28 protein-coding genes are annotated in these 26,307 nt (G+C 60.4%); 14 read left to right on the forward strand and 14 right to left on the reverse strand.

The window, feature by feature from the left end; genetic code table 11:
* The first annotated feature begins 8 nt into the window (after positions 1–8).
* On the forward strand, positions 9–1,196 hold the full coding sequence (gene nhaA, locus KGB07_RS13410) for a Na+/H+ antiporter NhaA (protein WP_046041260.1): 1,188 nt from the start codon (positions 9–11) through the stop codon (positions 1,194–1,196).
* A 104-nt stretch (positions 1,197–1,300) separates the two neighbouring features.
* Here the strand turns inward: nhaA and KGB07_RS13415 are convergent, their stop codons facing one another.
* On the reverse strand, positions 1,301–1,765 hold the full coding sequence (locus tag KGB07_RS13415; RefSeq protein ID WP_007992400.1) for a glycine zipper 2TM domain-containing protein: 465 nt from the start codon (positions 1,763–1,765) through the stop codon (positions 1,301–1,303).
* Positions 1,766–1,930: 165 nt separating this feature from the next.
* On the opposite strand from KGB07_RS13415, the gene KGB07_RS13420 reads away from it, so the two are divergent.
* The gene (locus KGB07_RS13420; RefSeq protein ID WP_046041257.1) at positions 1,931–2,167 is read left to right on the forward strand and encodes a hypothetical protein; all 237 of its coding nucleotides are present in this window, start codon (positions 1,931–1,933) and stop codon (positions 2,165–2,167) included.
* A gap of 5 nt (positions 2,168–2,172) precedes the next feature.
* Here KGB07_RS13420 and pdxH read toward each other — a convergent pair whose 3' ends face one another.
* The 5 genes from pdxH to dinG form a co-directional block, all read right to left on the reverse strand.
* Complete coding sequence (gene pdxH / locus KGB07_RS13425; RefSeq protein WP_046041256.1) at positions 2,173–2,820, reverse strand: pyridoxamine 5'-phosphate oxidase; 648 nt, start codon at positions 2,818–2,820, stop codon at positions 2,173–2,175.
* Positions 2,821–2,844: 24 nt separating this feature from the next.
* Complete coding sequence (locus KGB07_RS13430) at positions 2,845–3,852, reverse strand: OmpA family protein (protein ID WP_046041255.1); 1,008 nt, start codon at positions 3,850–3,852, stop codon at positions 2,845–2,847.
* 112 nt (positions 3,853–3,964) lie between these two features.
* A complete protein-coding gene (locus KGB07_RS13435) occupies positions 3,965–5,110 on the reverse strand; it encodes an EstA family serine hydrolase (protein ID WP_046041254.1) in 1,146 nt (381 codons plus the stop codon).
* A gap of 118 nt (positions 5,111–5,228) precedes the next feature.
* Positions 5,229–7,616, reverse strand: coding sequence for a beta-galactosidase (locus KGB07_RS13440; protein ID WP_223465591.1), 2,388 nt, complete (start codon positions 7,614–7,616; stop codon positions 5,229–5,231).
* 96 nt (positions 7,617–7,712) lie between these two features.
* Entirely contained in the window at positions 7,713–9,857 is a 2,145-nt protein-coding gene (gene dinG / locus KGB07_RS13445; protein ID WP_007992389.1) for an ATP-dependent DNA helicase DinG, read from the reverse strand.
* 368 nt (positions 9,858–10,225) lie between these two features.
* Between dinG and KGB07_RS13450 the strand changes: the two genes are divergently transcribed.
* Entirely contained in the window at positions 10,226–10,690 is a 465-nt protein-coding gene (locus KGB07_RS13450) for a CopD family protein (protein WP_223465593.1), read from the forward strand.
* A 173-nt stretch (positions 10,691–10,863) separates the two neighbouring features.
* Here the strand turns inward: KGB07_RS13450 and KGB07_RS13455 are convergent, their stop codons facing one another.
* From KGB07_RS13455 to KGB07_RS13470, 4 genes are all read right to left on the reverse strand, one after another.
* Entirely contained in the window at positions 10,864–11,622 is a 759-nt protein-coding gene (locus tag KGB07_RS13455) for a hypothetical protein (protein ID WP_046041247.1), read from the reverse strand.
* Entirely contained in the window at positions 11,615–11,893 is a 279-nt protein-coding gene (locus tag KGB07_RS13460) for a DUF1145 domain-containing protein (RefSeq protein WP_080925321.1), read from the reverse strand. The genes KGB07_RS13455 and KGB07_RS13460 overlap by 8 nt, the downstream gene beginning before the upstream one ends.
* Positions 11,894–12,041: 148 nt before the next feature.
* Complete coding sequence (locus KGB07_RS13465; RefSeq protein WP_046041244.1) at positions 12,042–12,749, reverse strand: OmpA family protein; 708 nt, start codon at positions 12,747–12,749, stop codon at positions 12,042–12,044.
* 89 nt (positions 12,750–12,838) lie between these two features.
* Positions 12,839–13,528: an OmpA family protein gene (locus tag KGB07_RS13470; RefSeq protein ID WP_046041243.1), complete on the reverse strand. Its 690-nt coding sequence runs from the start codon at positions 13,526–13,528 to the stop codon at positions 12,839–12,841.
* Positions 13,529–13,717: 189 nt separating this feature from the next.
* Between KGB07_RS13470 and KGB07_RS13475 the strand changes: the two genes are divergently transcribed.
* The 4 genes from KGB07_RS13475 (at position 13,718) to KGB07_RS13490 (ending at position 15,486) form a co-directional block, all read left to right on the forward strand.
* Complete coding sequence (locus tag KGB07_RS13475; RefSeq protein ID WP_046041242.1) at positions 13,718–14,215, forward strand: DUF6231 family protein; 498 nt, start codon at positions 13,718–13,720, stop codon at positions 14,213–14,215.
* Between the two features lie 4 nt (positions 14,216–14,219).
* Positions 14,220–14,696 carry a YchJ family protein gene (locus KGB07_RS13480; RefSeq protein ID WP_223465594.1) on the forward strand — a complete coding sequence of 159 codons (477 nt, stop codon included), beginning with the start codon at positions 14,220–14,222 and terminating at the stop codon, positions 14,694–14,696.
* An 86-nt stretch (positions 14,697–14,782) separates the two neighbouring features.
* The gene (locus tag KGB07_RS13485; protein ID WP_046041217.1) at positions 14,783–15,277 is read left to right on the forward strand and encodes an LEA type 2 family protein; all 495 of its coding nucleotides are present in this window, start codon (positions 14,783–14,785) and stop codon (positions 15,275–15,277) included.
* A complete protein-coding gene (locus KGB07_RS13490) occupies positions 15,274–15,486 on the forward strand; it encodes an SEC-C metal-binding domain-containing protein (protein WP_015093814.1) in 213 nt (70 codons plus the stop codon). Before KGB07_RS13485 ends, KGB07_RS13490 begins: the two co-directional genes overlap by 4 nt.
* A gap of 155 nt (positions 15,487–15,641) precedes the next feature.
* Here the strand turns inward: KGB07_RS13490 and KGB07_RS13495 are convergent, their stop codons facing one another.
* On the reverse strand, positions 15,642–16,199 hold the full coding sequence (locus KGB07_RS13495; RefSeq protein WP_223465595.1) for a cysteine hydrolase family protein: 558 nt from the start codon (positions 16,197–16,199) through the stop codon (positions 15,642–15,644).
* Between the two features lie 191 nt (positions 16,200–16,390).
* Between KGB07_RS13495 and KGB07_RS13500 the strand changes: the two genes are divergently transcribed.
* From KGB07_RS13500 to KGB07_RS13525, 6 genes are all read left to right on the forward strand, one after another.
* Positions 16,391–18,841, forward strand: coding sequence for a penicillin acylase family protein (locus KGB07_RS13500; RefSeq protein ID WP_223465596.1), 2,451 nt, complete (start codon positions 16,391–16,393; stop codon positions 18,839–18,841).
* Between the two features lie 373 nt (positions 18,842–19,214).
* Positions 19,215–19,997 (forward strand): transporter substrate-binding domain-containing protein, encoded by a 783-nt coding sequence (locus KGB07_RS13505; protein ID WP_046041211.1) that lies wholly within the window; start codon positions 19,215–19,217, stop codon positions 19,995–19,997.
* A 56-nt stretch (positions 19,998–20,053) separates the two neighbouring features.
* A complete protein-coding gene (locus KGB07_RS13510) occupies positions 20,054–20,782 on the forward strand; it encodes an ABC transporter permease (RefSeq protein WP_223465597.1) in 729 nt (242 codons plus the stop codon).
* Complete coding sequence (locus KGB07_RS13515; protein WP_027925663.1) at positions 20,779–21,489, forward strand: ABC transporter permease; 711 nt, start codon at positions 20,779–20,781, stop codon at positions 21,487–21,489. Before KGB07_RS13510 ends, KGB07_RS13515 begins: the two co-directional genes overlap by 4 nt.
* A gap of 27 nt (positions 21,490–21,516) precedes the next feature.
* Positions 21,517–22,635, forward strand: a complete 1,119-nt coding sequence (locus tag KGB07_RS13520; protein WP_046041205.1) for a succinylglutamate desuccinylase/aspartoacylase family protein — start codon at positions 21,517–21,519, stop codon at positions 22,633–22,635.
* 13 nt (positions 22,636–22,648) lie between these two features.
* The gene (locus KGB07_RS13525; RefSeq protein ID WP_046041204.1) at positions 22,649–23,413 is read left to right on the forward strand and encodes an ABC transporter ATP-binding protein; all 765 of its coding nucleotides are present in this window, start codon (positions 22,649–22,651) and stop codon (positions 23,411–23,413) included.
* A 132-nt stretch (positions 23,414–23,545) separates the two neighbouring features.
* Here the strand turns inward: KGB07_RS13525 and KGB07_RS13530 are convergent, their stop codons facing one another.
* Together KGB07_RS13530 and dcd are read right to left on the reverse strand one after the other, a co-directional pair.
* Entirely contained in the window at positions 23,546–23,755 is a 210-nt protein-coding gene (locus KGB07_RS13530; protein WP_008052149.1) for a hypothetical protein, read from the reverse strand.
* Positions 23,756–23,862: 107 nt separating this feature from the next.
* Positions 23,863–24,429 carry a dCTP deaminase gene (gene dcd, locus KGB07_RS13535; protein WP_007940589.1) on the reverse strand — a complete coding sequence of 189 codons (567 nt, stop codon included), beginning with the start codon at positions 24,427–24,429 and terminating at the stop codon, positions 23,863–23,865.
* Between the two features lie 353 nt (positions 24,430–24,782).
* Between dcd and KGB07_RS13540 the strand changes: the two genes are divergently transcribed.
* Positions 24,783–24,992: a cold-shock protein gene (locus KGB07_RS13540; protein ID WP_002554837.1), complete on the forward strand. Its 210-nt coding sequence runs from the start codon at positions 24,783–24,785 to the stop codon at positions 24,990–24,992.
* A 150-nt stretch (positions 24,993–25,142) separates the two neighbouring features.
* Here KGB07_RS13540 and KGB07_RS13545 read toward each other — a convergent pair whose 3' ends face one another.
* Entirely contained in the window at positions 25,143–26,150 is a 1,008-nt protein-coding gene (locus tag KGB07_RS13545; RefSeq protein WP_223465598.1) for a DUF481 domain-containing protein, read from the reverse strand.
* Positions 26,151–26,307 lie beyond the last annotated feature (157 nt).

Below are 26,307 nucleotides of genomic sequence, written 5' to 3' on the forward strand. Positions count from 1 at the left end.
GAGCGACCTTGCCTCTGCGTAGCACTTTCACGCGTTTCTTTCAGTTGGAAGCTGCCAGCGGTCTGTTACTGATCGCCGCTGCCGTTCTGGCTCTGATTATCAACAACTCGCCGCTATCGTGGCTGTACAACGGCCTGCTGGACACCCCCGTGGTGGCCCAGATCGGCGCGCTGAAAATCGCCAAACCGGCGTTGCTATGGATCAACGACGGCCTGATGGCACTGTTTTTCCTGCTGATCGGTCTGGAAGTGAAGCGCGAAGTCCTCGACGGCCAGTTGTCCAATCCGTCGCAAATCGTCCTGCCCGGTGCCGCCGCCATTGGTGGCATGGTGGTGCCGGCGCTGATCTACTGGTACCTCAATCGCGACACGCCAGCCGCCCTGAACGGCTGGGCAATTCCGACCGCCACCGACATCGCCTTCGCCCTTGGCGTGCTGGCGCTGCTGGGCAAGCGGGTTCCGGTATCGCTGAAACTGTTCCTGATGACCCTGGCTATCATCGACGACCTCGGCGCGATCATCATCATTGCGATCTTCTATTCCGGCGCGCTGTCGACCCTGTCCCTGGCGCTGGCCGCGACCTGCATTGCGGCGCTGATCGGGATGAACCGGCTCGGCGTGGTCAAGCTCGGACCGTACATGATCATTGGCTTGATCCTCTGGGTCTGCGTGCTCAAGAGCGGTGTCCACGCCACCCTGGCCGGCGTGACCCTGGCTTTCTGCATTCCGCTGCGCACGAAAAATGCCGAGCCTTCGCCATTGCTGGCCCTGGAACACGCCCTGCATCCGTGGGTGGCCTATGGCATCCTGCCGCTGTTCGCTTTTGCCAATGCCGGCCTGTCCCTGAGCGGTGTCACCGTCGAAAGCTTCACTCACCACGTTCCCATGGGCATCGCCATCGGGCTGCTGCTGGGCAAGACCGTCGGCGTCTTCGGCCTGACCTGGCTGGCCGTGAAAACCGGTATCGCCACCCTGCCCCAAGGCGCCAATTGGGGCCAGATACTGGGCGTGGCAATTCTCTGCGGCATTGGTTTCACGATGAGTCTGTTTGTCGGCTCGCTGGCCTTCGAGCCGGGCGTGAGTGATTTCGCCGGGATGGACCGCATGGGGATCTTGACCGGTTCGATTCTGGCGGCGCTGATCGGTTATGTAGTGACGGCGATGGCGAGCCGCAAGAACACCACACTGGCCTCCTGATAAACCGCGATAACGCCTGGCGCCAATCAAGACTCGCCTGAGCTGAACAACAAAAAACCCGATCAGTCGCCTGATCGGGTTTTTTGTTTATCCGGTGTTTGCGCTTAGTGCGAAACGCGGCTGGTGCCATTCACACTTGCGATGCGCACACGCTCGCCAACACGGAACACTTCGTTCGGCTGAACTTCCTGAACGTAGGCGCGCATGCTGCCATCGTCTTCGCGCACGGTGATTTCCACGCCCTGGGTGCGGGTCAGGCCTTCTTCAGCGGCCGAACCGAGCAGACCGCCGGCCACAGCACCGATGACGGCAGCAACGACGCTGCCTTTGCCGCCACCAATGGAGCTGCCGCCAACGCCGCCGACCACTGCGCCTGCAGCGCCGCCGATCGGGGTTTTGGTGCCTTCGATTTTCACCGGACGCAATGCTTCGATGGTGCCCATGCGAACGGTCTGCACACGACGCGCCTCGTCACGGGAATAGGAGTCACCGGTCAGGCTCGATTGGCAACCAGTGAGCAACATCGCCATCGTGGAAAAGGAAGCAACCAGCAGAACAGACTTACGCATAGCATCAACTCCAAAGAAACAGTTGTTCATTAAACTCCGCAGCTTGACGCCTGTCACGGCATCGCCCGGGTAAAATTGGTTTGATTCAGGCTCCGTTAAGGCGCCTCCACGAACTCACACAGTAGCGGCAAATTCGCAAAGCTGCCCCACTGGCCAAGGATTTCAATGGACTACTTTATCATCGTCGTCACGACTGTTGCCGGTTTGTACTTCCATTGGTGGCTGTACGTGCGGATCAAACGCTGGATGGACCGCGACCTGGCGCTAGCGCTGGCGGGCAAGGACGAGCAGAAAAAAGCCTTCATGCTCGAACGATTGGCGAGTGCTCAGGCGCAGAAGATCAAGCGTCGAGACCTGCCGAAGTGGCTGGAGGCCGCTGCGGCAGGCTATCCCGATCGGTAGACTGCTCAGGGTGCCAGACGTTCAAGCATCCAGTCGGCGCCCTGCTGGCGGTAATTGAGGCGGTCGTGCAGGCGGCTTGGGCGACCCTGCCAGAATTCGATGCGCTCCGGCAGCAGGCGATAACCGCCCCAGTGTTCCGGGCAATGCGGCTGGGTGTCGCTGAAACGTTGCTCGGTGTCCTTGAGCAGCGCTTCGAGTTCGCCACGATCGGCGATCACCCGGCTCTGCGGCGATGCCCAGGCCCCCAGGCGACTGCCCAGCGGACGGACCTGATAATAAGCGTCGGACTCTTCAGGCGTCACCTTCACCACCCGCCCTTCGATGCGCACCTGGCGCTCCAGCGCCGGCCAGAAAAACGTCATGGCCGCGAACGGATTCGCAGTCAGTTGCTGGCCCTTGGCGCTTTCGTAGTTGGTAAAAAAGGTGAAACCCTGCTCGTCCAGGCCCTTGAGCAACAGAATGCGACAGTGCGGTCGACCGTCCTGGTCGACGGTGGCCAGGGTCATGGCGTTGGCTTCCACCGGCGCCTGTTCGGTTTTCACCGCGTCGGCGAACCACTGGTGGAACAGCGCAAACGGCTCGGCCGGCGCTTGTGCCTCGGTCAGGCCATCACGGGTGTAGTCACGACGCATATCAGCCAGGCCCTGGGTCATGGCGCATTCCTTTTGGTTAACGAATCACTGCTTTGCAGTATCAGTGGCGGCGACTTTCTTGTCAGCCGTGGAGGCTTTGGCTGGCGTGGTTTTCTTCGCTGGCGTTGCAGTTTTCGCAGGTGCTTTCTTGGCCGGCGCTTTTTTCGCGGGGGCTTTTTTCGTCGCTGGAACCGCAGCCTTTTTAGTCGCAGGGGCCGGTGTCACAGGCTTGGCGACCGGCTTGGCGTCCGCGGCAGCAACCATGGTCACAGGTGCCGGAGCCGGCATATTGTACTTGCTCAGCAGCGCGACCATGGTGTTTTGCGGGGTCACCAGCAGTTCCACGCGGCGGTTCAACGCACGGCCTTGCACGCTGTCATTGGCGGCACGCGGCGCATCACCGCCCAGGCCACGCAGCATCAAGCGATCACGCTGCAAACCACTGAGACGGAAAATCGCCGCAACGGCCTGGGCACGCTCCTGGCTCAGCTTGACGTTGGCAGGCGCAGCGCCGGACGTATCGCTGTGGCCAAGGATCAACACAGCGGTCTTTGGATCGGCTTCAAGGATCTTGGCAACGCGGGTGAACGGACCGAGCGTGACCGGCAGCAGCATGGCCGGACGATCCGGGTTGAACGAGCCTTCGACCGGCGCCGTCACCACCAGCACGTTTTCGCGACGCTCGAGCTGCATGTTGCTGCCCTTGACCGCCTCGCGCAGACGCGGTTCGTAGTCGTCAAGCCAGGCTTGGGTGACTTTCGGGTCTGGCATCGGCACAGCCTTGGCGGTGCTCTGCTCACGACCGCCGAACGGCCACCACCACTTGTTGCCGCTATCGGTTTCGGCCTTGGCCACCGCAACGGGTTTGACTACGGGTTTCACCTCCGGCTTGGCCACGGGCTTGCCGGCGCTGTCGTCGGAACCGAACGGCCAGTACCAGTGGCTGGCGCTTTCAGTCTTGGCGACAGGTGCCGTCACGTCTTTCTGTGGAGTCTGTGCGCAACCGGTAATAGCGAAGCACAGGGCCAAAGCGAGGGTTTTATTGGATGACATTGGATATCCACAAAAATGAAGTCAAAAAATCAGGCCACATTGGCCGGTAGAAGCAGACAGTTTGAAACTGGAATGGCTATCGGGTTCCAGCCCTGGCACCCGATAGTCGTTTTTACAGACAAGTGGCCAGAACCCGCACCAGCTTTTGCGCGCGCGGGTCCATCAAGACGTACGGCCCCAGGGTATTTGTCACAAATCCAAAAGCCACATCGTGCTCCGGGTCGGCAAAACCGATGGAACCGCCGGCACCCGGATGACCAAACGCCCGCGGACCAAGGCCGAAGGTAGCATTGGCAACGTCCGGTTGATCGAGCATGCAGCCCAGGCCGAAACGGGTCCGGGTCAGTAAAGTCTTGTCCTCGCCGAGGCTGTGCTCGCGGGTCAATTCATCGAGCATTTCGCTTTCCAGCAGGCTGCCGTCCAGCAGGCCGGCGTAGAAGCCGGCCAGGCTGCGGGCGTTGCCATGACCATTGGCGGCTGGCTGTTGCATGCGTCGCCACTCGGGTTTGTTGGTGCTGGTCATGATCGACGGTGGGTTAGTGAACGCCCGGGTCGTCATGGCCGTTGGCTCACGCATGGTCACTTGCAGCAGGCGCTGAGCGGCGGCATCGCCGACATTGCCCTTGCCCCGCGCAATGTGGGCCACGCGATAGAACTCTTCGTCGGCCAGGCCGACATGGAAGTCCAGGCCCAGCGGCTTGGCGACCCGCGCAACGATGGATTCACCCGGCCCGCGACCGTCGGCACGGCGCAGCAATTCGCCGATCAGCCAGCCATAGGTGATCGCCGCATAACCGTGGCCTTCGCCCGGCGTCCACCATGGCGCTTCGGCGGCCAGGGCGTCGACCATGGTTTGCCAGTCGTAAAGGGCTTCGGGGGCCAGCAACTCGCGCAATGCCGGAAGCCCGGCCTGATGGCAGAGCAGTTGACGCAGGGTGACGGACTCTTTGCCGGCAGCGGCAAATTCGGGCCAGTAGCGCGCAACCGGGGCATCCAGTTGCAGCTTGCCTTCGGCCACCAGTTGCAGCGCGGTGACGGCGGCAAAGGTCTTGGTGCAGGAGAACAGGTTGGCGATGGTGTCGCTGTGCCAGGCCTCGGCCCCGTCCTTGTCCGCAGTGCCGGCCCACAGATCGACGACGGTTTCGCCGCCGACCTGGATGCATAACGCTGCGCCACGCTCCTGGGGATCGTCGAACAGCGCCGCGAACGCCTCTCGCACCGCTTCGAACTTAAGCTCGTAATGACCCTGAATCTGCACCCGCAACTCCCCGGATTAACGCTCTACAAAGTGGTCGGCATTGTTCCAGCCCTTGAGGGTTTTGGGAACAGGGTTGGGCCGGATGGTTGTCTTGCCACCAAGCTTTTGTGGCGAGGGATTAATGGCCTTTGCCAGAATGCCCGCCAGCGCCCTTCCCCGGCCCCTTGCCGGCTTCGGCCTTGCGGCCGCCCTCGGCGTCGTGGCTGGCTTTGTCGGCGGCGGCCGCAGCCTTCTCGGCCTCTTTGCCCAATTGCTCGACTGTCGCCAGGTTGCTCTTGCGCACGCTGTCGACAAATCCCTGGAACGGCAGATCAGTGATGCCCACCAACCCGAAGTGGCCGTTTTCACCGTCAAGCAGGCGCCCGGTGACCGGTTGATCGAGATACTGGAACCAATGCACGCCGACAATCGACGGCTCGCTCAATGCCTGCTTGAGGAAGTTGGCGTACGCCGGACCGCGGTCTTCCTCCTTGGCCAATGGCGTGACGCCCCCCCAGAACGGGCCACGATCAGACGAACCGAAATTGAACTCGGTGATCAGCACCGGTTTGTCGAGACTGCGCAGCTTGGTGAAGTCGTAACCATCCTGGGGTTGCAGGGTGTACATGTTGAAGCTCAACACATCGCAATACTGGGCGCAGGACTCCACCGCTTCCGGCGTGCTGATCGCGAAACGGCCACCGAGCAGCAACTGGTTCGGCGCGTGCCACTTGAGTGAGTCGGAGATGGTCTTGAAGTAAGTGTCGGCAAAGACCTTCTGGAAGTATTTGAAGTCGGCTTCGATTTCCGGGTGCTCGGCGCTCGGGAGCGGTGGCTCGAACCCTGGATCTTCCATCAGCTCCCAGGCTGGCAGATCAATGCCCCAGGCCTTCGACAGACCGGCCTGATTGCGGTACTTGTCACGCAGTTGCTTGAGAAATGCGCGCTTGGCCGGCACGTCAGTGGTCATTTTCAAGGTGCCGTAGGCCAGCGCATAACGGGCTTTCGGGTCGTCGCCGGGACCGGCCCAGGCCAGTTCGTTGTCTGCGTAGTAACCGATCAGCCACGGATCGTCACGATGGTCGCGGGCAGCAATCGCCACTGCACGCTCGGTGGCCATGGCGAAACGCGGGTCGAACGGGTCGGGCATGCCGCCCCACCAGTCGGTGCCGGTGCTGATGCTGGCGTAGTCACCGACGATCGACAGCGGCAAGGTGTAGGGCAAGCGATCAGCGTCGCCCAGTACGGGTGCGCTCCAGTTGCCGATAGTGTTGAAACCCCAGGCCTGCAAGCGATCAAGGGTGTGACTGGTCCAGCGCTGTTCGTCGAACAGCGCCTTGCACGGTTCGGCAGGTTTTTGCTCAGCGGCTTGCGCTACCGTCGCTTCAATCGCATCCGCCTTGGTATCGCCACCCTTCACGCACGGATCGCCATACAAACGCTGCAGGTTGGCACCGTAGAAGTCGTACCAGCGCCCGGCATTGTAGCCACGCCCTTGATCGGCACCGTTGCCGCCACGGTTGTCACCTTCACCGTAGTGGCTGGCGAGTGCGTCATCTGCTTTGGGCAGGGATTCGAACATCCACTCGCGACCGGCAACGTAGGTCGGGTTGACGTCTGCAGCGACGGTGTTAACCCCGAGCGAATAAAACGGATGGCCTTGCGGCGTCACCAGATACCAGCGTCCGTCACGTTTCTCGGTGCGGAAAAAGCCACTGGCCTTGAATGACGGGCCTTTGGTCAAACCACCGAACTTGTCCAGGGAGGACTTTTCGCGCTCGACCAGCCAGGTTTTCAGTTGCTGCTGCTCCTTGCTCGCGGCACTTTTCAGTTGTTCGTCGCTGCTGATTTTTTCCGGCCATTTGGCCCGGCTCGACTGGCCGTAAGCATCCACCAACCCGCCATACACGGCCTGGGTGACCGACTCGCCGTCCTGCACACCAAAGCGTTCCAGCAAGATGCTTTGCGCGGCTTTGGGCTGGTCCATCGACAAGCTCACCGACACCACCTGGCTGCGATCCAGTTCGCCGGCGCTACTGGCCAACAACACACGCTGGCCCTCGACGGTCATCGGCATCGGTGGACCAGCCTTCATGCCCTGGCTCAGCGGTGATGTCGCTTGCAAAGGCACCAACAGGGTTTGCGCAGGCCCCGCCGGCAAATCAACGCGGCTGACCAGTGTCTTGCCATCGTTGCTCTGGATAGTCACATACAGGGTCAAGGCCCAGTTCATCGCGCTCTGGATCCGCAGGCTCATGACGCCCGACTGCGACCAGTCCCAGGCGCCTGTTTGCGGGGTCAGGCGCAAAGTCGGCCGGGCGACCGGGTTGAACGTCACCCGGCGCAGCACTTCGCCCTCGGGGGTTTGCTCGGCGTTGGATTGCGGCAGGCTGGCGTCCTGAGTCACCACCTGGACCACGTCAGCGGGGCGCACAAAGTTGAACAGCGTCTGCTGGCTGGCGGGGGCGGCCAATAGCGGTGTTGCGAACATCAGGGCAAAAACAGCAGGCAACGAACGGCAAATCATGAGAACAAAATTCTCCCTAACGACCTTCAATGGGCCAGTGGAAAAGCGATGGCAGAGAGATAGACAACGCGGCGGGCAAAACTGCCCACCGGTGCTTCAGGAAATTTCTCGACGGAACGGCGGCAACGCATTGAGGATGGCTTTGCCATAGCGCTGGGTCACCAGGCGACGGTCGAGCAAGGTGATGGTGCCGCGGTCTTCTTCGGTGCGCAGCAAGCGGCCGCAGGCCTGGACCAGCTTCAGCGAGGCGTCCGGTACGGAGATTTCCATGAACGGATTGCCGCCACGGGCTTCGATCCACTCGGCCAGTGCGGCCTCGACCGGATCATCGGGTACCGAAAACGGAATCTTCGCGATCACTACGTGCTCGCAATAGGCACCGGGCAAGTCGACCCCTTCGGCGAAGCTCGCCAGGCCGAACAACACGCTGGAATCCCCGCCATCGACCCGCGCCTTGTGCTTGTTCAGGGTTTCCTGTTTCGACAGGTTGCCCTGGATGAACACTTGCTTGCGCCAGTCGCGGTCCAGGCCGTCGAACACGTCCTGCATCTGTTTACGCGAGGAAAACAGCACCAGCGTGCCCCGCGAGCCTTCGACCAACTCCGGCAGATCACGAATGATCGCGGCGGTATGCGCCGCTGCATCACGGGGATCGGCGTTCAGGTTCGGCACCCGCAGCACACCGGCGTCCGCATGATGGAACGGGCTTGGCACTACTGCCGTCACGGCCTTTTTCGGCAGACCGGCGCGCATGCGGAAGCGGTCGAAAGTGCCGAGGGCCGTCAAGGTCGCTGACGTCACCAGGCAGCCATACGCCACGTTCCACAGGTTGCGGCGAAGCATTTCCGCCGCGAGGATGGGGCTTGCATTGACCTCGATATCGAACAGCGAACCGCTTTCGGCCAGGGTCAGCCAGCGCGCCATCGGCGGGTTGTCTTCCGGGTCTTCGACGGTGAAGGCGGTCCACAGCTCCCAGTTGCCGGAAGAACGCGACAACAGACTGCCGAACAGCGGATACCACTCTTCGGCCTGGTTGCTGGCGATGCCGATGTTGACCTCGCCGTCCATGCCTTCCTTGAGCAACTCGGTCAGGCGGGTGAACAGATCGGTCAGGCGGGCGAAGCCTTTCTTCAGTTCGATGCCCATTTCACGCATGTGCTCGGGAATCACCCCGCCGACGAAACGGTGACGCGGGCGCTCGCGGCCTTCGACGTCTTCGCCGGGTTTGAAATCGGCAATCTGCTCGCAGGCGGTGAACATGAACTGCTGCTGGGTCTTGATCTCCCGCGCCAGCTCCGGCACCTGTTCGATCAACTTGCCCAGGTCCCCCGGCAGCGGGTGCTGGGCCAGAAGCTTGGTGAGGTTCTTGGCGGTGGTTTCCAGCCAGTCGGCAGTGGAGCGCAGGCGCGTGTAATGGGCGAAGTGGCCGATGGCCTTGTCCGGCAGGTGATGGCCTTCGTCGAACACGTAGATGGTGTCGCGCGGGTCCGGCAGCACGGCGCCGCCGCCCAGGGCCAGGTCGGCCAGCACCATGTCGTGGTTGGTGACGATCACGTCGACCTTGCCCATGCCTTCGCGGGCCTTGTAGAAGGCGCACTGGCCGAAGTTCGGGCAATGACGGTTGGTGCACTGGCTGTGGTCGGTGGTCAGGCGCGCCCAGTCGGCGTCTTCCAGGGCGGTAGACCAACTGTCGCGGTCGCCGTCCCACTTATTGCCGGCGAGCTTCTCGATCATGCTGGTGAACAGCTTCTGACTGGCCTCATCGACCTCGATCTTGAAACCTTCTTCTTCGAACAACTGCGCCGTGGCGGTTTGCGCGTGACCTTCCTGGAGCAACATGTCGAGCTTGGAAAGGCACATGTAGCGCCCGCGTCCCTTGGCCAGTGCAAAGCTGAAATTCAGCCCGCTGTTGCGCATCAGGTCAGGCAAGTCCTTGTAGACGATCTGCTCCTGCAGGGCCACGGTGGCCGTGGCGATCACCAGGCGTTTGCCCGCGGCCTTCGCCGTGGGAATCGCTGCCAGACTGTAGGCCACGGTCTTGCCGGTACCGGTGCCGGCCTCCACCGCGACAATCGCGGGGTCGCCACTGCGCCGGCCTTCGTCGTCGGTGTCGATATCACCCAGGACCTTGGCGACTTCGGCGATCATCAGGCGTTGGCCGTAGCGCGGCTTGAGGCTCTTGGCTTCGAGAAAACGCGAGTAGGCGCCCTGGATCGTGGTTTTGAGTTCAGTGCTGATCATGGATTGTCGGGCGCAAAAAACGCTGGATAAATTTTCAGTAGTTTGAGAGGGCGTTCTCAGTTAGTTTCCACGCCGCGTTGTCGCCTTAAAGCGAGCCAGGCAAGGCGCAGGCCGCTGGGAATGGTTGTTCCCTTTCCAAGGCCTGCAACGCAGTCTGGCTCGCTTTAAGGCACAACCCGAAGGGCCGGGCCTGCTGTTGTGCAGGGCTGCGTTGCTCGAAGCTTATTTGGAATGACCAAACTACGCTTCTCGCGCCTTGCCCTGCACAACAGCAGACCCGGCGCGGCGCGGAAACTAACTGAGAACGCCCCCTGAATCGGCCGCTATCATACCCCGCTAATGAATCCCGCGCAGAACGGAGTAACCCAATGACACCTTTTAGCCTCATTTATAGCCTGCATGTACTGGCGGCCCTGGTCTGGGTCGGCGGCATGTTTTTCGCCTGGATGGTCCTGCGCCCCGCCGCGATCAAGGCACTTGAAGGCCCTGCCCGGCTGAAGCTGTGGGTAGAGGTGTTTCAAGGTTTTTTCCGCTGGGTCTGGGTGGCGGTGGTGCTGTTGCCAGTCAGCGGCGTGGGCATGCTGCATATGCATTTCAATGGTTTTGAAGCCGCGCCGCGTTATGTGCAGGTGATGATGGGCCTGTATGTGGTGATGACCGCGCTGTTTATCCGCATTCAGGCGCTGATGCTGCCGGAACTGCGCACCGCCGTGGCAGAACAGGATTGGCCAGCCGGTGCAGCGATACTGGGGCGGATTCGTCGGTTGGTGGGGATCAATCTGTTGGTGGGGTTGGCTTTGGTGGCGATTGCTGCGGCTCGGCCGATGTTTTGAAGTAACTCTGGCTTGGGAGCTTGGTGTGGCGAGGGAGCTTGCTCCCGCTCGGTTGCGAAGCAGTCGCAAAAAAGACTGCCGCACACATTCTGAAAGAACGCCGTCGCCGATTTCAGGGTCGCTTCGCAACCCAGCGGGAGCAAGCCCCCTCGCCACAGGGCTCTCGGTGTTGCTTACAACCGCTGCACGGTCACCAAACCCGCCGCGCCTTCCGGCCCAGGCTGACCATCAACCCCGGGTTTACCGCTCTTGCCGCCATCGGCCTTGTAGATCAGGCAGCCCTTGGCCTTGCCACCCGCACCCGGTTTGCCGCCAGGGCCGGCCAGGCCACCGGCACCGCCGGCTACCTGAACCTTGATCCGGTCTGCCGGGAAGTCGTGCGGTACTGCCAGCTTGACCAGCGCCCCCGGTGCTCCCGGCTGGCCATTGCTACCATCACTGCCATCGGCACCGCGCCCCGCCTGACCCCAGGTGCAGCCCGGTTCCTGGCCGTTGCCCCCATCAAGTCCAACGAACCCCGGTGCGCCCGCACCACCGCGAGCATCAACGATCAATTGCGCTGCGTTCAGTGCCTTGATCTGCAAATCAAGGTTGCGCCCGGATCGAGCGGCCTTCTGGTAAGTCCCGGGGGCGCCACGGGAGGTGATCTGGCTGCCTTCGGACAAATCAGCGCGACGGACCTTCAGGGCCAGCGCCTGTTCTCCCGGCACGATGGCAATGCGCGCTTCACGCCCCAGATGCAATTCACCCACGGTGACTTCCGTGACGTTTGAAGGAATCAGCAAGGTGCCGTAATCGGCCACTTCCAGGCGTTCCAGTTGCAGGGCGCTGGCGGTGTTGGGCAAGCGCATCAGCGAGTTGGTTTCGACACTCACCACCTGAGCGCTGGCCAATGGGCTGATGAGTGCGGCGAGCAGACAGAGTTTACGCATGGGAAGCCTTCGAAGCGGTGGGGGCTGGAATGGTTTGCAGATGGAATACGCCAAAAATGACGATCTTCAGGCGGTCAAGCCAGGGATGTGCGCGACCTCGAAGGCTGCGATAGCACAGCAACGCTTCCAGAAGATGGATGACTCCCAACAGGCCACCGGCCAGGTTGACCAACGGGTGCAGCGGAAAGACAAACGGTGTAAGCAGATTGACCAGCACTACCGCCCAGAACAGCAAGGTCAGTAACCGCCCCAGTCCCCATATGACTTTCATACGCGCCCCCGATGAGAATTATTGTTTGCGCGCACAGTAACGGCTTCCACGCGGGATAAGCCAGAGGGCAACGGAAAAATCTTCATGAAGGCCGCCAAACGGCCGTCGCAGCGATCACACCCGTCGCCCGACGGCTCTATCTCTTGGCTCAGCGGTTTATATGCAGCTCCACACGACGGTTTTTCGCACGGCCCTCTTCTGTTTCGTTGTCAGCAATCGGTTGGCTCTTGCCCTTGCCTTCGCTGGTGACTTTGTTCGGCGCCACACCCTGGCTCAACAGGTATTCCGCCACGCTGCTGGCACGCCGCTCCGACAAGCTCTGGTTATAGGCATCCGAACCGACGCTGTCGGTATGGCCGACCACCTTGATGCTGACCACATCGGCATCCTCGAACTTGCTCATCAACGCGTCCAGTTGACTCTTCGCCGTCGGGGTCAGGTCGGATTGATTGAAGACAAACAGTACATCGCTCAGCGTAATGACTTCGGATTGCGCAGGCTCGGCCTGGACGCTGTCCGGGTACTGCGGCGCCGGGCAACCGCGATGGTCGACCGGGGTATTGGCAGGAGTATCAGCGCAACGGTCGCGCCGGTCGAAAACGCCGTCACCGTCTTCGTCGCCATCCTGGGCATAGCAGATCAAGCCGCCGGACAAGACACCCAGTGCAGCCCCACCCGCGGCCCAGGCACCACTCTCGATTGCGCCCAGACCACCACCGACCAGGCCGCCGATGAGGCTGCAAATTGGCCAGGTGCGTTGATTGAGGGGGGCAGTGCCATCACTGTGGGTCGCGCAGCCGGTCAAGAGGCTGCCAAGTAGCAGAACCGGCAAGACGGTCCTTGTGAGAACGATCATATTGAAAGCTCCTGTGTACCGGCCCATACCGGTTACACAGGAGTAAAGACCCGCATCCGCGACTGCACAAGGCGCGGATGCGAGGGGGCTTAACGCTGGATTTTGATTTCGGTGCGACGGTTCTGAGCACGACCGTCAGCGGTTTTGTTGTCAGCAACCGGCTGGCTTTCACCGGCACCGACAACCGACACGAAGTTGCTGCGAGGTACGCCTTGCTCGATGAGGTATTCAACCACCGAGTGGGCGCGTTTATCCGACAGTTTCTGGTTGTAGGTGTCACTGCCCACGCTGTCGGTATGGCCGGTCACGGTCAGTTGAGCGGTAGGGGCTTCGGCTTTCAAGCGAGTGGCAATCTTGTCGAGTACCTGTTTGTCGGACGAGGTAAGCGTGGCTTTATCAAACTGGAAGTGGACATCGCGAATGACGATGGTTTCTTCTTTGACCACAACCGCCTCTTCGACCACAGGTGCTGGAGGAGGGCAACCGTTGGCATCGACCTGAACGCCTTTTGGCGTGCCTGGGCACTTGTCGCGACTATCCGGCACGCCATCGCCGTCTTCGTCGCCATCACCGTGTACCCAGCAATAAGCCGCTGCCGTACCGCCGACGAGCAGAGCACCATACCCTGCCCATGCCGAGCTTTCGGTCGCACCGAGGCCCGCCCCCACGACACCACCAACCGCCGCACAGGTCGGCCAGTCGGTTTTCTGCAAACCTGCGCAACCAGTCAAGACACTGGTTAACAGAACCAAGGGTAATGCTGTCCGAACTATGCTCATCTAGTTTTCTCCTGTTGGATCGGCTTAGAACCGATTCAGGTAGTAAAGACCCGAGTTTTAAACTCCGCCAGCAATAGGCCATGCTGTTTATTCGCGTATTAACGGCAGGTTGGCGCTTTTGTCGTCAGGGCGCTCTAGGCCCGAACGTTAGGGCAGGCTAGTCTTGGCAGATCTGATTGAGGATCTTCGATGATTGCAGGTATTTCTTCACGCACGCCACAACAGGCACTGGCCGCGTTACTTGACCGATATGCCCCCGCACGCCTGTTGTTGATCGGCGCCAGCGAATTCCCGGCACTGGAGGCTTTCAAGCTCGCTCACCCGGACAGCTGCGTCGCTTTCGCTGCCCCCGGGCCATTGCCCGCCGAGCTGGCTGCCCGCCGTTTCGACCTGGCCCTGGTGGTCGATTGCCTGGAGCATTTGCCCAAGCGCGACGGCCTGAACCTGCTGGGCGGCATCCGCAACCTCAACGCCAGCCGCATCGCAGTGCTGGCGGATCTCCCGGCCTGCGGCTGGCAGGAAACGGACTTTTTCTCCCTGGCTCTGCAAGCCAGCGAACGCTTTCAGAGGGACGAACAGGTCCTGACCCTGTTCACCTATGATCTGCTTGAATACAAACAAGTCCCCGACTGGCTCAATTCGCGCTTCTGGGCCAATCCGGAAAACTTCGGGAAATACTGGTGGTAATGCAATGAGTACATCCATTTGCCCATGCGGCAGCGGCACCCTGCTCGACGCCTGCTGCGGTCACTACCATGAAGGACACCCGGCACCGTGCGCGGAAGCCTTGATGCGCTCGCGCTACAGCGCCTACGTGCTGGGGTTGGTCGACTATCTGGTGGCCACCACCCTGCCCGCCCAACAGGCCGGCCTGGATCGTCAATCGATCAGCGACTGGAGCGCGCAAAGCACGTGGCTTGGCCTTGAGGTGGAAAGCTCCGAAGTGCTGGGTGGCCAACCTGAACACGCTTTCGTGACCTTCACCGCGCGTTGGCACGACAGCAATGGCGAGCACAGTCATCGAGAGCGTTCGTCATTTGTGCAAAACACCGGTCGCTGGTACTTCATCGACCCGACCGTGCCACTCAAGACTGGACGCAATGACGCCTGCCCGTGCGCGAGCGGGCAGAAGTTCAAGAAGTGTTGTGCAGGGTATTTCAGCAGCTAGGACATGGAGTGACTGTCCACCGCGCAAGAGCGGTCGAAGGCTGCGATCTTTTGGGTCTAGACTGGGCTCAAGGGAGAAACACCACGATGATCATCCGCCGCGGCGCACTCTGTCTGCTCACGTTGTTCCTGACACTGGGACTCGGCGGCTGTGCGTCGTGGTTCGACGACGACTTGCCGGACCCCGAGGTCCATCTGGTGAAGGTCGAGGTGGTCAGCGCCAAACTGCTGGAACAGAAATTCCTCCTGCACTTTCGCATCGACAACCCCAACGACAGCGACCTGACGGTGCGCAGTCTGGAGTATCGCGTTCACCTGGGTGACATACTGCTGGCCGACGGCGAGTACGAACACTGGTTCACCATCAGCCCCATGCACAGCGCTTACTTCAAGGTGCCGATCCGCACCAATCTGTGGTCCAAGGTCCGTGAAATGGCCAAACTGCTGAAAAAAGCCGATCAACCCATCCCCTATCGTCTGGAAGGTGAACTGGAAACCGGTATATTCATCGCCCACTACGTGCACCTGGCGCGCAATGGCGTGATAATCGCCGCCGATTTAATTCCGGAGCAACACCGATGACCCAGCAACCCCATGTCCACGGCCCTGACTGCAACCACGATCATGATCATGACCATCACCACCATGATCACGACCACGGCCATGTCCACGGTCCGAACTGCGGCCACGCTCACCAGGAACCGGTGCGCAATGCCCTGAAAGATGTCGGCCGCAACGATCCGTGCCCGTGCGGCAACGGCAAGAAATTCAAGAAGTGCCACGGCGCTTGATGCTTCGGGCGAAGGCTTGCTTCGCCTGTTGAATCACCACCCCCTCCTGTGGGAGCGAGCCTGCTCGCGATGACGGCAGCACATTCATCATGAGTGTGTCAGTCAGACTGCCATCGTCAGAATGCCGCCCGGAGCAAGCTCGCTCCCACAGGTACTTAGTCGGCTGACAGAATCTGTGCACTGCTGACCACCGTCGCATACTCACCGTGCAAATTCCCCAGCGACATCCCATGCACCTCTTCGGCGCTATGGGCATGGCCGAAAAAATCAGCCTTGTCGAAGGTAAAGCACGCATCCTCGGCCACCCACGTATCAAACCCCAGGTTGCCTGCGGTACGCGCCGTGGATTCCACCGAGTTGTGGGTCGCGACGCCGACGATGACCAACTGCCCGATCCCCGCCTCGCGCAACTGCGCCTCCAGCCCAGTCGAACAAAACGCATCCGGCACCTGCTTCTGGATCAAGCGTTCACCGGCCATTGGCTGAAACCGTTCCTGAAACTCCACCCCCGACTGCTGCGGCCAGAATACCGAGTCCTCCGAGCGGGACAGGTGCAGCACATGGACCACCGGCCGGGCGGTGCGCCGCCAATGGCCGAGCATTTCCAGCATGCGCGCTTCGGCCTCGGGATTATTCCTGCGGCCGAGCCTGGGATGCAGGATGCCTTTTTGTTGATCGATGATGATCAGTGCCGCGTTTGCCTTGAGCTCCATGCCGACTTTTCTCCAGAATTGTTGAGCGTGTCGCACTTCAACATCCCCCATTGCGACTGGCAAGACTGCGATCTTTCCGGTTTATCAGACAAATCCCGAAATAACCTTGTACCCCGCTTGCGCGGCCACCTCCCGCTCACTAACGTAGCGCCTTTATTTCGCGCCGCCTCTACCCCCGCAGGAGCTTTGCCATGGCCTCGCCAGCCCTTACTCATTTTCTACCCCGGTTCGGCGTTGCCGCAGCAGTGGCCGGTGTGTTGAGCCTGACCGGTTGTCAGAACTTCAACGCCCAGGACACCCTCCCGCCGACCTCCGGCGTACAACCACTCAAGGGCCTGGCGCAGAGCGTTTCGGTGCGCCGTAATGCCATGGGCATGCCGTTGATCGAAAGCAACAGCTTCCACGACGCGCTGTTCACCCTCGGTTACGTGCATGCCAGCGACCGCATCACCCAGATGGTCACCCTGCGCCTGCTGGCCCAGGGCCGTTTGGCCGAGATGCACGGTGCCGACCTGCTGGATGCCGACCGCTACATGCGGGCGGTCAACCTGAAGAAAAGTGCTGGCGAGTTGTACAAGGCTTCTTCGCCGCGCCTCAAGCGTTTCTTCGAAGTCTATGCGCGGGGGGTCAACGCCTACCTGTTCCGCTACCGCGACAAACTGCCGGCGGATCTGGCAGCCACCGGCTACAAGCCTGAATACTGGCAGCCGGAAGATTCGGCGCTGATTTTCTGCCTGCTGAACTTCAGCCAGTCGACTAACCTGCCGGAAGAAATTTCCTCGCTGGTGCTGGCCCAGACCGTCACCACCGACAAACTGGCGTGGCTGACGCCGTCGGCTCCCGACGAAAAACTGCCGGCCACCGAAAGCGAAAAACTGCAAGGCCTCAAGCTCAACGGGCAAGTACCGGGGCTGGCCGAACTCAGCAAAGCCACGGGCCAACTGTCTGATCTCAACCTGCTGGGCGCCACCTCGTCGAACAACTGGGCCATCGCCCCGCAACGCAGTCGCAGCGGCAAGAGCCTGCTGGCCAGTGACAGTCACGGCCCGCTGGGCGTGCCTTCGTTGTTCAGCTACGTGCAGATTCGCGCGCCGAAGTATCAGGCTTCCGGCGTGACCATCGCGGGCCTGCCGATGGTGCTTGGCGGTTTCAACGGCAAAGTGGCGTGGAGCATGACGTCCGTGATGGGCGACAACCAGGACCTGTTCCTGGAGAAGATCAAGCGCCAGGGCAACGGGCTCACCTACGAAAACGCCGGGAAGTGGCAGCCGGCGATCGTGCGTAACGAAACCTACTTCGTCAAAGGCCAGCGCTCGATTCGCGAAGCCGTGTACGAAACCCGCCATGGCCCGCTGCTCAACAGCGCCCAAGGCACCACGCTGGCCAATGGTTTCGGCCTGGCCTTGCAGACGCCGAACTTCACCGACGACAAGACCCTGGACGCGTTCTTCGACCTGTCCCGCGCCCAGAGCGTCGAGAAAGCTTCGGATGCCAGCCGCGAAATCCGCGCCATCGCGCTGAACCTGGTGTTCGCCGACGCCAGTCACATCGGCTGGCAGGTCACCGGCCGTTACCCGAACCGCCGCGAAGGCGAAGGTCTGCTGCCCTCGCCGGGCTGGGAAGGTCGTTACGATTGGGACGGTTATGCCGATCCGATGCTGCACCCGTACGACCAGGACCCGGCCCAAGGCTGGCTCGGCACCGCCAACCAGCGGGTCATTCCCCATGGCTACGGCATGCAGTTGTCCAACTCATGGGCGGCACCGGAACGTGGCGAGCGCCTGGCCGAACTGGCTGGTGCAGGCAAACACGACAGCCGCAGCCTGATCGCCATGCAATACGACCAGACCACCACCTTCGCTGCCAAGCTGAAGAAAATGTTCGAGGCGCCGGGCATGGCCCAGCCGCTCAAACAAGCCATGGACGCCTTGGCGCCGGCCGATCGTGCCAAGGCACACGAAGCCTACAGCCGCCTGATGGCGTTCGACGGCAAGCTCATCCCGACCTCCACCGATGCGGCCATCTACGAGTTGTTCCTGCAGGAAAGCACACGGCAGATCTTCCTCGATGAACTGGGCCCGGAAAGCAGCCCGGCGTGGAAAGCCTTTGTCGCCGACGGCAAGCGGTCCTACGCGGCCCAGGCCGATCATTTGCTCGGGCGTGAAGACAGCCCGTTCTGGGATGACGTGCGCACCGCACAGAAAGAAGACAAACCGGCGATCCTCGCTCGCAGTCTCGCCGCCGCGATCAGCGCAGGCGACAGCCAGTTGGGCGGCGATCACAAAGCCTGGCAGTGGGGCAAACTGCATCGCTATGAATGGAAAAACGCCAGCGGCCAGACCGTACGCGGCCCGCTGCCGGCCGGCGGCGATCACACCACGCTCAACACGGCCGCCTTCGCTTGGGGCCAGGACTTCAACACCATACTGGCGCCAGCCATGCGCTTTATCGTCGACTTCGGCCAGTCCGAACCGCTGATGGCGCAGAACGGCACCGGTCAATCCGGCAACCCGGCCAGCCCGAACTACCTCAACAGCATCGAACCGTGGCTCAAGGGCCAGTACATGAGCCTGCCAATGCAGCCGCAGAACTTTGACAACGCCTATGGCAAGGCGCGGTTGACGCTGACCCCAGGAAAGTAACCCCGCCCTTTACCTGTGGGAGCGAGCCGGCTCCGGGCGGCGTTCCGACGATAGCGATTCAACATTCAAAATAGAGGTTGAATGTGGAATCGCCATCGCGGTTGCGCTGACGCAAGGACAAGTCGTGTCGACGAGGTAGAGAGCCTGGCGACCCGGCTCAGTCAAACCGTTTTTTGTGGCGAGATGATTTGGTGCACCCATTTCCCTGCGCCCGTTTTCGTGCATAAATCTGTTTCCGGCCATTTCCAAGTACCTTTTAAAACGCTTGTTCGGCACTCTGGTTCGGAAATTGCTACTTTCAACAGGTCTTACGCTTTCCAGTAACAATAATTCTGCGCCACAAGCGCTCATATTGGTTTTTAGGGATTGAATAATGAAAAAAGCATTGCTGACCCTTTCTGCACTGGCGTTGTGCATGGCTGCTGGCTCCGCCATGGCGAAGGAGTACAAAGAACTGCGTTTCGGCGTTGACCCTTCCTACGCACCGTTCGAGTCGAAAGCGGCCGATGGCAGCCTGGTAGGCTTTGACATCGATCTGGGGAACGCGATCTGCGCCGAACTGAAGGTCAAGTGCAAGTGGGTCGAAAGCGATTTCGACGGCATGATTCCGGGTCTGAAAGCCAATAAATTCGACGGTGTGATCTCGTCGATGACCGTTACTGAAGCCCGCGAAAAAGCCATCGACTTCTCCAGCGAGTTGTTCTCCGGCCCTACCGCCTACGTGTTCAAGAAAGGTTCCGGCGTGACTGAAGACGTTGCCTCGCTCAAGGGCAAAACCGTCGGTTACGAACAAGGCACCATTCAGGAAGCCTATGCCAAGGCCGTTCTGGACAAGGCCGGGGTGAAAACCCAGGCTTACGCCAACCAGGATCAGGTCTACGCCGACCTGACTTCGGGTCGTCTCGATGCAGGGATCCAGGACATGCTGCAAGCCGAACTGGGCTTCCTGAAGTCTCCACAGGGTGCCGACTACGATGTCACCAAGCCGGTCGACAACGCTTTGCTGCCAGCCAAAACGGCCGTTGGCATTAAGAAAGGTAACACCGAGCTGAAAGCACTTTTGGATAAAGGTATCAAAGCGTTACACGATGATGGCACCTACGCCACCATTCAGAAGAAACACTTTGGCGATCTGAACCTGTACAGCGGCAAATAATGCCCGGCGCCCATCTCTCGATGGGCGCTTTTTTCATCCGATCAGGTTGCTGATTTATGTTCGAAAACCTATTAGAAAATCTGGGGCTCTCTGCCTTCAGCCTCAAGGGCTTCGGTCCGTTGCTGATGCAAGGCACCTGGATGACGATCAAGTTGTCGGCGTTGTCGCTGTTGGTAGCCGTGTTGCTCGGGCTGCTCGGCGCCAGTGCCAAGCTGTCAAAAGTCAAACTGATGCGCGTGCCTGCCCAGCTCTACACCACACTCATTCGCGGCGTTCCGGACCTGGTCCTGATGCTGTTGATCTTCTACAGCCTGCAAACCTGGCTGACTTCTTTTACCGATTACATGGAATGGGAATACATCGAGATCAACCCGTTCAGTGCCGGGGTCATCACCCTGGGTTTCATCTACGGTGCGTATTTCACTGAAACCTTCCGTGGCGCGATTCTCGCCGTCCCACGGGGTCAGGTCGAAGCGGCCACCGCCTATGGCCTCAAGCGCGGCCAGCGTTTCTGGATCGTGGTGTTCCCGCAGATGATGCGTTATGCCCTGCCGGGTATCGGTAACAACTGGATGGTGATGCTCAAGGCCACCGCGCTGGTGTCGATCATCGGCCTCGCCGACCTGGTCAAGGCTGCCCAGGACGCCGGTAAAAGCAGCTATCGGCTGTTTTACTTCCTGGTAATTGCAGCGCTGATCTATCTGGTGATCACCAGCGCGTCCAACTTCATTCTGCGCTGGCTCGAACGTCGTTACTCCGCCGGTACCCGGGAGGCCGTACGATGATCGAACTTCTGCAGGAATACTGGAAACCCTTCCTCTATAGCGACGGCAACAACATCACTGGCCTGGCCATGACCATGTGGCTGCTCAGCGCGTCGATCTTCTTCGGTTTTATCGTGTCGATCCCGCTGTCCATCGCCCGTGTATCGCCGCGCTTCTACATCCGTTGGCCGGTGCAGTTCTATACCTACCTGTTCCGTGGCACGCCGCTCTATATTCAGCTATTGATCTGTTACACGGGGATCTACAGTCTGGCCGCCATTCGAGCTCAGCCAGTACTGGACGCATTCTTTCGCGATGCGATGAACTGCACGATCCTGGCCTTCGCCCTGAACACCTGCGCCTATACCACGGAGATCTTCGCCGGGGCCATTCGCAGCATGAACCACGGTGAAGTCGAAGCGGCCAAGGCTTATGGCCTGACTGGCTGGAAACTGTATGCCTACGTGATCATGCCATCGGCCTTGCGTCGCTCGTTGCCGTACTACAGCAACGAAGTGATCCTGATGCTGCACTCGACCACCGTGGCCTTCACCGCGACCATCCCGGACATCCTGAAAGTCGCGCGGGACGCCAACTCGGCGACCTTCCTGACCTTCCAGTCGTTCGGCATCGCCGCGCTGATCTACCTGACCGTCACTTTTGCGCTGGTCGGCCTGTTCCGCCTTGCCGAACGCCGATGGCTGGCCTTCCTCGGCCCGACCCACTAGGTCTCAACCAGCTTCAGGAAACAACAGATGCGCCACCAGAAACATGACCTGCTGGCCCCGCTGCCGGGGACCGCACGACAGATCCACAGCTTTCACTTCGGCCCCCAACCGGCCAACGGCAAGATCTACATCCAGGCCTCCCTGCACGCCGACGAAATGCCCGGCATGCTGGTGGCCTGGCACCTCAAGCAACGCCTGGCGGAGCTGGAAGCCGCCGGTCGCCTGCGCAGCGAAATCGTGCTGGTACCCGTCGCCAACCCGGTGGGCCTGGAACAGGTACTGATGGATGTGCCGCTGGGTCGCTACGAGCTGGAAAGCGGCCAGAACTTCAACCGCTGGTTCGTCGACCTCAGTGAGGAAGTCGGCAACGCGATCGAAGGCAAGCTCGGTGACGATCCGCAGCACAACCTGCAACTGATCCGCAGCAACCTGCGCGATGCGCTGGCCCGGCAGACCGCCGCCACCCAATTGCAATCCCAGCGCCTGACCCTGCAACGATTGGCCTGCGACGCCGACATGGTGCTAGACCTGCATTGCGATTTCGAAGCGGTCGCTCACCTCTACACCACGCCGGATGCCTGGCCGCAGGTCGAGCCGCTGGCCCGTTATATCGGCGCCGAAGCCAGCCTGCTGGCAACCGATTCCGGTGGTCAGTCGTTCGACGAATGCTTCACCCTGCTCTGGTGGCAGTTGAAGGAGCGCTTCGGCGAGCACTTCGACATTCCGCCAGGCAGTTTTTCGGTGACCGTCGAACTGCGCGGTCAGGGCGACGTCAATCACCCGCTGGCGAGCCTCGACTGCCAGGCGCTGATCGACTACCTGATCCATTTCGGCGCAATCGCCGGCGAACCCGCGCCCCTGCCCGACCTGCCCTACCCGGCGACTCCGCTGGCCGGTGTTGAGCCGGTGGCCACGCCGGTGGGCGGGCTGCTGGTGTTCACCGCGTTGCCGGGTGAGTACCTGGAAGCAGGGCAACTGATCGCCGAGATCATTGATCCGGTCAACGATCTGGTCACTCCCGTTCATTGCGCTACAGCCGGGCTGATGTACGCCCGTTCGCTGCGCCGCATGGCCACTGCCGGCATGGTGATCGCCCACGTCGCGGGCACCGAAGCCTATCGCAGCGGCTATCTACTTTCGCCTTGAGGATGCACGCCCCATGTACAAACTGACCATCGAAGGCCTGCATAAAAGCTACGGCGACCATGAAGTCCTCAAAGGTGTTTCGCTCAAGGCCAAGACCGGCGACGTCATCAGCCTGATCGGCGCCAGCGGCTCGGGTAAAAGTACCTTTCTGCGCTGCATCAACTTCCTGGAACAACCCAACGACGGCGCCATGAGCCTCGACGGGCAGAACATCCGCATGATCAAGGATCGTCACGGCATGCACGTGGCCGACGCCGATGAACTGCAGCGGATTCGCACCCGCCTGGCCATGGTGTTCCAGCATTTCAACCTGTGGAGCCACATGACAGTGCTGGAAAACATCACCATGGCGCCGCGCCGGGTGCTGGGCTGCGACAGGAAAGAAGCCGAGGACCGCGCCCGGCGTTACCTCGACAAGGTGGGGCTGGCCTCCCGTGTGGCGGACCAATACCCGGCCTTCCTGTCCGGCGGTCAGCAACAACGGGTAGCGATTGCCCGCGCACTGGCCATGGAGCCGGAGGTCATGCTGTTCGACGAACCGACCTCGGCGCTGGATCCGGAACTGGTGGGTGAAGTGCTCAAGGTGATCCAGGGCCTGGCCGAAGAAGGCCGGACCATGATCATGGTGACCCACGAAATGAGCTTCGCCCGCAAAGTGTCCAGCCAAGTGCTGTTTCTGCACCACGGCCTGGTTGAGGAAGAAGGCGCGCCGGAAGACGTGCTGGGCAAGCCGAAAAGCGAGCGGTTGAAGCAGTTCCTCAGCGGCAACCTGAAGTAACGTCTACTGCAAAACCTGTGGGAGCGAGCTTGCTCGCGATAGCGGTGGTACAGCCGGCATTGATGTTGACTGATCGACCGCTATCGCGAGCAGGCTCGCTCCCACATTATTTTGATCTGTAGTAACTGGTAATCAGACAACAGGAGCAGGCGGCGGCTCATCCGGCAGCGTGGGCTCGCCCGGTTCATTGGGCTGTTCATTCGGGGTATCAGGATCAGGCTGGCCGGGAATACCCCCTGCCATGCTGACGGGCGGATGTGCCAACAAGGACCAGGCCAGAACGCCAACCTGATTGGGTTCAAGCCTTGCCAGTTCGGCACTGATTCGCGGATCGATCTTCATTCGGCACTCCTGAGCGATGGCCCGACCCGCCTTGCGCGGATCGGAACAGTACACCCCATAGAGTGTACGCTCGCTCAGGAATTCCCGACATTTGTCAGACGGTTGACTCAGGTGCGCGGCAGGGTCACGCCACGCTGGCCCTGATACTTGCCGCCACGGTCCTTGTAGGACACTTCACACTCTTCGTCAGACTCAAGGAACAGCATCTGCGCCACGCCTTCGTTCGCGTAGATTTTCGCCGGCAGATTGGTGGTGTTGGAGAACTCCAGGGTCACGTGGCCTTCCCACTCAGGCTCGAGCGGCGTGACGTTGACGATGATGCCGCAGCGCGCGTAGGTGCTTTTACCCAGGCAAATGGTCAAAACGTTACGCGGAATGCGGAAGTATTCGACGGTGCTGGCCAGGGCGAACGAGTTCGGCGGAATGATGCACACGTCGCTGTGGATGTCGACGAAGCTGCCGGCATCGAAGTTCTTCGGGTCGACGATGGCCGAATTGATGTTGGTGAACACCTTGAAATGATTGGTGCAACGCACATCGTAGCCGTAGCTCGACACGCCGTAGGAGATCACACGGCTATCGTCGCTGCCGCGCATCTGGCGCTCGACGAAAGGCTCGATCATGCCGTGTTCCTGCGCCATGCGGCGAATCCACTTGTCCGATTTGATGCTCATGGCGGGTGTCCTGAATAGCGAGGTCGAAAAATTCTGTCCGGCATCTTACCGGGCGCGCCGCCGGGTTCAAAGTCCGCGGTGCATTTCTCGCCGAACAGGCAGGAATTACCTGCTCTGGCGACGAACCGTCACACCGCCGATCCTTAAAACAGAGAAACCTGTGCAAGAAGCATTGGCACGTTCCGGAAAAAGGGTTAAGGTGGCGTCACTGTGCTGCTTGTGTCACTGAGAATCTCTACACGATATGTTGAATTTCGATCCAACCATCTACAAGAATTTTTCCTGCTCTTTGCACTCAGTCTCGGCCAGGGTTCTTCCTGAGTCGCAGTTATCTTTGTTCAAGGAGTTACACCATGTCTAATCGCCAAACCGGTACCGTTAAGTGGTTCAACGATGAAAAAGGCTTCGGCTTCATCACTCCACAATCCGGTGACGACCTGTTCGTTCACTTCAAAGCTATCCAGTCCGACGGCTTCAAAAGCCTGAAAGAAGGCCAACAGGTTTCTTTCATCGCTACCCGCGGTCAGAAAGGCATGCAAGCTGAAGAAGTTCAAGTTATCTAACTTGTACTTGCTTTAGTAAAAAGCCCCGCCCTCAACAGCGGGGCTTTTTTGTGGGCGGGTGTTTTGTCCACGCCAAAAAAGATAGCCGCCTTCGACAGCTCCGGGGTTGACCCTGCGGGAACTGTCGAAGGCGGCTATCTTTTTTTGCTCTTACCAGGTCACGCCAAACCCTGCGGTGTAGCGTGTCTTGTCCAGATCCGCATCGTCAGTGCCGCTGATGATATCGCGCTCCGCCTTCAGGTTCAGCGAAGCCCAGTCAGTCACCTTGTAGCGCAACCCCATCTCGGCATCGAGCGCGTAGTCGGCCACACCCGACAGCGGCTTACCAACCTCGCCATTGGTAAAGAACTCGACGCGCTTGCCGACCAGGTAGCGGTTGTAGTCCCACTTCATGGCCAGGGCGTAGAAGTTGTCTTTGCCGCCATCGGAAAATTCATAGTCCGTACGGTTGATCAGCGAGCCCAGGGAGAACGCCCCGAGCTCGTTATCCCAGAACTGATAGCCGGGACCGGTACCGACCGTGCGTTGCCGGGAAAGGCCTTCGATCTTGTCGCGTTTGTAGACCAGGCGCCCCTGCCAGAACCATTGTTCGGTCAGGAATCGGTCGATGGAGTATTCCGCCCGCCAGTTGTCCGTGGTCACCACGTCGTCCTGGAACTCACGGTTGTATTCACCTTCAGCGGTGTGCCGCCAGCGCCCGTGTCGCGCACTGGTCTTGAAATCGATGTCGTAGTCATCGGTGTCGTTTTCCGCCCGCTGATAATCCAGCGCGACATCGACGTTGCCTTTCCACACCAGATCCTCGACCACCGGTTTTGGCTTGAGAATCTGCTGGATGCTCGCCAGTTCGACCGTCTTCGGTGCCTCGCCGTTGGCCAGCGTGACCTTGCCGTCGTCCGCCGCCTTCAGCGATTTGGCTTTCTCGCCACTGTAGGCATCCTGCTTGACCAGCAACTCCTGATCGCTGTCCAGGGTCTTGACTTGTTTCCAGTCGATCGTCACCGCACCGGCGTATTCGGTCTGGATCAGCAGCTTGCCGCCATCGAACAGCGTAATCTTGCCGCTCAGCTTGTCACCGTTCTTCAACCACACGGTATCGGCTAGCGAGGGAGTGGAAGCACCAAGGACGGCGAGACACAGCAGGGATCTGGACAACATAAGCAAAATACGGGCTCAGGCTTGCAAGAAAAGTCCGCATTATCCGTAGGAACAAAGCCCTGACAAGGACTGACCCGACTATTTCTGTTGAGTTCATTTCTCAACTTCCTGTGCGGGAATTACTCTACAGACGGTAAAGCACATTTCTTCAGGACTG

Origin of the sequence: Pseudomonas sp. GL-RE-26 (assembly GCF_019956275.1) — a bacterium.
Taxonomy (GTDB): domain Bacteria; phylum Pseudomonadota; class Gammaproteobacteria; order Pseudomonadales; family Pseudomonadaceae; genus Aquipseudomonas; species Aquipseudomonas grandcourensis.

Bases quoted from the DNA above. Each gene is read 5' to 3' on its own strand.
- pdxH (WP_046041256.1), bottom strand. From the start codon at position 2,820: ATGACCCAGGGCCTGGCTGATATGCGTCGTGACTACACCCGTGATGGC.
- KGB07_RS13450 (WP_223465593.1), top strand. From the start codon at position 10,226: ATGACACCTTTTAGCCTCATTTATAGCCTGCATGTACTGGCGGCCCTG.
- KGB07_RS13475 (WP_046041242.1), top strand. From the start codon at position 13,718: ATGATTGCAGGTATTTCTTCACGCACGCCACAACAGGCACTGGCCGCG.
- KGB07_RS13455 (WP_046041247.1), bottom strand. From the start codon at position 11,622: ATGCGTAAACTCTGTCTGCTCGCCGCACTCATCAGCCCATTGGCCAGC.
- KGB07_RS13540 (WP_002554837.1), top strand. From the start codon at position 24,783: ATGTCTAATCGCCAAACCGGTACCGTTAAGTGGTTCAACGATGAAAAA.
- KGB07_RS13530 (WP_008052149.1), bottom strand. From the start codon at position 23,755: ATGAAGATCGATCCGCGAATCAGTGCCGAACTGGCAAGGCTTGAACCC.
- KGB07_RS13465 (WP_046041244.1), bottom strand. From the start codon at position 12,749: ATGATCGTTCTCACAAGGACCGTCTTGCCGGTTCTGCTACTTGGCAGC.
- KGB07_RS13480 (WP_223465594.1), top strand. From the start codon at position 14,220: ATGAGTACATCCATTTGCCCATGCGGCAGCGGCACCCTGCTCGACGCC.
- dinG (WP_007992389.1), bottom strand. From the start codon at position 9,857: ATGATCAGCACTGAACTCAAAACCACGATCCAGGGCGCCTACTCGCGT.
- KGB07_RS13490 (WP_015093814.1), top strand. From the start codon at position 15,274: ATGACCCAGCAACCCCATGTCCACGGCCCTGACTGCAACCACGATCAT.
- KGB07_RS13505 (WP_046041211.1), top strand. From the start codon at position 19,215: ATGAAAAAAGCATTGCTGACCCTTTCTGCACTGGCGTTGTGCATGGCT.
- KGB07_RS13415 (WP_007992400.1), bottom strand. From the start codon at position 1,765: ATGCGTAAGTCTGTTCTGCTGGTTGCTTCCTTTTCCACGATGGCGATG.
- KGB07_RS13470 (WP_046041243.1), bottom strand. From the start codon at position 13,528: ATGAGCATAGTTCGGACAGCATTACCCTTGGTTCTGTTAACCAGTGTC.
- KGB07_RS13430 (WP_046041255.1), bottom strand. From the start codon at position 3,852: ATGTCATCCAATAAAACCCTCGCTTTGGCCCTGTGCTTCGCTATTACC.
- KGB07_RS13460 (WP_080925321.1), bottom strand. From the start codon at position 11,893: ATGAAAGTCATATGGGGACTGGGGCGGTTACTGACCTTGCTGTTCTGG.
- KGB07_RS13495 (WP_223465595.1), bottom strand. From the start codon at position 16,199: ATGGAGCTCAAGGCAAACGCGGCACTGATCATCATCGATCAACAAAAA.
- KGB07_RS13525 (WP_046041204.1), top strand. From the start codon at position 22,649: ATGTACAAACTGACCATCGAAGGCCTGCATAAAAGCTACGGCGACCAT.
- KGB07_RS13420 (WP_046041257.1), top strand. From the start codon at position 1,931: ATGGACTACTTTATCATCGTCGTCACGACTGTTGCCGGTTTGTACTTC.
- KGB07_RS13515 (WP_027925663.1), top strand. From the start codon at position 20,779: ATGATCGAACTTCTGCAGGAATACTGGAAACCCTTCCTCTATAGCGAC.
- KGB07_RS13500 (WP_223465596.1), top strand. From the start codon at position 16,391: ATGGCCTCGCCAGCCCTTACTCATTTTCTACCCCGGTTCGGCGTTGCC.
- KGB07_RS13510 (WP_223465597.1), top strand. From the start codon at position 20,054: ATGTTCGAAAACCTATTAGAAAATCTGGGGCTCTCTGCCTTCAGCCTC.
- KGB07_RS13520 (WP_046041205.1), top strand. From the start codon at position 21,517: ATGCGCCACCAGAAACATGACCTGCTGGCCCCGCTGCCGGGGACCGCA.
- KGB07_RS13545 (WP_223465598.1), bottom strand. From the start codon at position 26,150: ATGTTGTCCAGATCCCTGCTGTGTCTCGCCGTCCTTGGTGCTTCCACT.
- KGB07_RS13485 (WP_046041217.1), top strand. From the start codon at position 14,783: ATGATCATCCGCCGCGGCGCACTCTGTCTGCTCACGTTGTTCCTGACA.
- KGB07_RS13440 (WP_223465591.1), bottom strand. From the start codon at position 7,616: ATGATTTGCCGTTCGTTGCCTGCTGTTTTTGCCCTGATGTTCGCAACA.
- dcd (WP_007940589.1), bottom strand. From the start codon at position 24,429: ATGAGCATCAAATCGGACAAGTGGATTCGCCGCATGGCGCAGGAACAC.